Source organism: Spirulina subsalsa FACHB-351 (genome assembly GCF_026130165.1).
Taxonomy (GTDB): domain Bacteria; phylum Cyanobacteriota; class Cyanobacteriia; order Cyanobacteriales; family Spirulinaceae; genus Spirulina_A; species Spirulina_A subsalsa_A.
This window is the reverse complement of sequence record NZ_JAIHOM010000227.1, coordinates 1-2,965: the sequence shown is the minus strand read 5'-3', so window position 1 is coordinate 2,965 and position 2,965 is coordinate 1. Positions and strand designations below refer to the sequence as shown.

Sequence of the window (2,965 nt, the reverse complement as noted above, 5' to 3'; positions counted from 1 at the left end):
CTTCTAGCGGCGCTCCACCCACAGAAATAGCAAAATAGCTGGGACTCCATTTTTCAATTACCCCCAGGCTTTCTGCTGTAAATACAGACCTCCTGTATTTCGTCACACAGACCAAATGAATTTTCAAGTTTACTGATAACTCTGCTCGTGAATCATGGTAAAAATTGCTTCAGCATTTAAAACAATGCTTTGCACCTCGCGAAAATAGCCCAAAATAAAAGGCTCAAGTTCTGGAGTAAATAAACCTAAAGGAGACTGTAACTGGTCTGGACTGTGCTGTTCAATTTCCTCCACCTGTTGAACAATAACCCCTAAAATCAATTGTTGATCCTTCAAAACTAAAATATTCAACAAGCCCGAATGAAGTGCCGTCTCCGATGAATTTTGTCCGGCTAAAAAAGACTCCAAACCTAATAACAAATTTAAGTCTACTAACCACAACATTTCCCCCCGCCAATTATATAAACCCAGAGCATAAGAGGGGGTGTCTGGTACAGCCAGAACTTGATTGACTCCCACTCGCACAATTTCCTGAATATATTCCACAGGTAACATCACTTTGTTATCGAGTCCTAACTGGAAACAAAGATAGCGCTGCTCTGGGCTAACAGGCTCGATCACAGGCTTTTCTCTGAGGGTTGGGGGGGAGGTTAGGCCATCCGGTTCAAGGGGGCTAGATGGCTCTAAAATCGACTCCTGAAGGGATGAACCGGACTCTAACCAAGCAGCGAGATCAATAGTGAGAGTGGGGGGGGTAAGGGTGAGACGATGGGTCCAGAGTTGACCTTTTCCGGCTTGATGGGCGGTGATATCAACGGTTTGAAAGCCTTGGGGTTTCTGGGTTTTAAGGCTCTCTTGAATTTTGCTCACGGTACGAGTCCGATCACAAGCTTGGGAAGCTGTTAATTGTATAATTAGCTTAGATCCCTGTGTGGTGGTGTTTACCGTGATGCCTTGGGGCTGGAGTTTTTGGTTTAACAGGGTACGGATTGCTTGTAGGTTGCCAGTTTGCACCATCGGTTAACTCGGGGGGGATGTACCGGATAGAATTTGCTTCTAGCTTTATGATACAACCAATAGTCTGAGGGGGGATTGGTTTACCCACTCGTCTATACGGTGGGAGGAAAATCCCCCCTCAGAAATGAACTTTGACATCCCCATCTCTCCCGTTATTTTGCTTTTATAATTGAGCAAAGTCCCAGCCATCTAGGAAAAGCAAAAAACGGCAACGAGGCGTGGGCTAATCTCAGTAATCGTTATCATGTTTGTGATGATTGTGGATTGGAAATGGGCAGGGATAAAGGCTCTGTGATGGTAATGTGGAATGTGGCCGCCAATCGGCAACCGGGGGTAGGAATGAACCTCGTTAGTCGTCGATGCTCTAGCTCTACGGATTCTCCTCGTACTCATAGGGGCGGGATGACGCAACTTGGGCAGAAGAAGCGATTAAGCTCTAACCAGACAGACGATGGTGGGGTTACTGAAACTCCGTCCGTCTGTACGGCGGGGTAATTCATGAGAGATTGTCTCAAAAGCCCTTGATCTGATGCCCCTAACCTGTATTATTCATGACTCCAAACCCTAAACCCCCGGAAAGCTGGCCTGAGGAAAAAAAACCTTTTTCGTTGTCTTGGCAGGCTTTGTTTACAGGCTTAATGTTTTTTTATATGTACCTGCCTATTTTGGTGCTAACGGTGTATAGCTTCAACCGTTCAGCCTATAGTGCAGGGTGGACTGGCTTTTCTTGGCGTTGGTATGGCAAGTTATTCAAGGATGGGCGAATTTTGCGCGCTTTGGAGAATAGCCTAGGGGTGGCTTTACTGGCAGTGACTCTGGCGGCTATTTTGGGGACGATGATGGCGGTGGGTTTGGCAAAGTACCGCTTTTGGGGGAAAACGCTATATCGAGGGGTGTCCTATTTACCTTTAATTGTGCCGGATATTGCGATCGCTGTCTCTACTCTCATTTTTCTGGCTGTGTTGGGCATTCAGTTGAGTTTATGGACGATTGTTATTGCCCATGTGGTCTTTTGTTTAGCCTATGTTGCCATTGTCGTTTCTTCTCGTTTGGCCAATTTAGACCCCCATTTAGAAGAGGCTGCCCTTGATTTAGGCGCAACTCCTTTACAAGCTTTTACACAAGTTTTATTACCCGAACTAGCCCCAGCTATTATTGCCGGATGTTTACTCTCGTTTGTGTTAAGTATGGATGATTTTCTCATCGCTAGTTTCACGGCAGGAACTGGTTCAACGACCTTACCGATGGAAATTTTTAGCCGCATTCGGACGGGTGTTAAACCGGATATTAATGCCTTAAGTGTGCTACTGATGTTAAGTTCGGGTGCGGTGGCTTTGTTGGCGGAATATTTGCGTTATAAGGGCGCGAAAAAACGGGGAAATTAAGGGAGCAGGGGAGCGGGAGAGGAAAGAGGCTTAACTTGTCAAGATTGCCTATTACCTATTACCACGAGCAGACTTAATCACTTGCCTGATTACCCCAGACCAATCTTGCGGTACGGTTTGACGGAATAACCGCATGGTGGGATACCAAGGGGTATCATGACGGTCTAACATCCAGCGCCAATCGGGAGCATAACAGAGTAAGGTCCACACGGGTTTTCCTAATGCTCCGGCGAGATGAGCAACTGATGTATCTACGGTAATCACTAAGTCGAGTTCTTGGATGAAACGGGCTGTGGCGGCAAAGTCGGTCAGGAAGGGGCTTAAATCGGTTACGTTGCAAGGGTCGGGCAGTTGTTTTAACTCTTCGACCCGTTCCCCTTTTTGTAGGCTGTACCACTGGATATTAGGCTGTTTCAGTAGGGGGATAAAGTCCTCTAGGGTGGCGGAACGGTTATGGTCGTTTTTGTGGGTGGGACTGCCGCCCCAAACGATGCCGACTTTGGGCCCAGGAGAGGGGGGGAGTTGAGGATGGGGGGCGGGGGTGACGTGGAGATAGGGGATGG

General features: G+C 47.4%; 3 protein-coding genes. 1 reads left to right on the top strand and 2 read right to left on the bottom strand.

The window, feature by feature from the left end; all coding sequences use genetic code 11:
* Positions 1-129 precede the first annotated feature (129 nt).
* Positions 130-1,017 carry a chemotaxis protein CheW gene (locus K4A83_RS22430; RefSeq protein ID WP_265266939.1) on the bottom strand — a complete coding sequence of 296 codons (888 nt, stop codon included), beginning with the start codon at positions 1,015-1,017 and terminating at the stop codon, positions 130-132.
* A gap of 551 nt (positions 1,018-1,568) precedes the next feature.
* Between K4A83_RS22430 and K4A83_RS22425 the strand changes: the two genes are divergently transcribed.
* Positions 1,569-2,402 (top strand): ABC transporter permease, encoded by an 834-nt coding sequence (locus tag K4A83_RS22425; protein ID WP_265266938.1) that lies wholly within the window; start codon positions 1,569-1,571, stop codon positions 2,400-2,402.
* 51 nt (positions 2,403-2,453) lie between these two features.
* On the opposite strand, the gene K4A83_RS22420 is transcribed toward K4A83_RS22425, so the two are convergent.
* Positions 2,454-2,965 (bottom strand): glycosyltransferase family 9 protein (locus K4A83_RS22420; protein ID WP_265266937.1); only part of this gene is annotated, 512 nt, incomplete at its 5' end.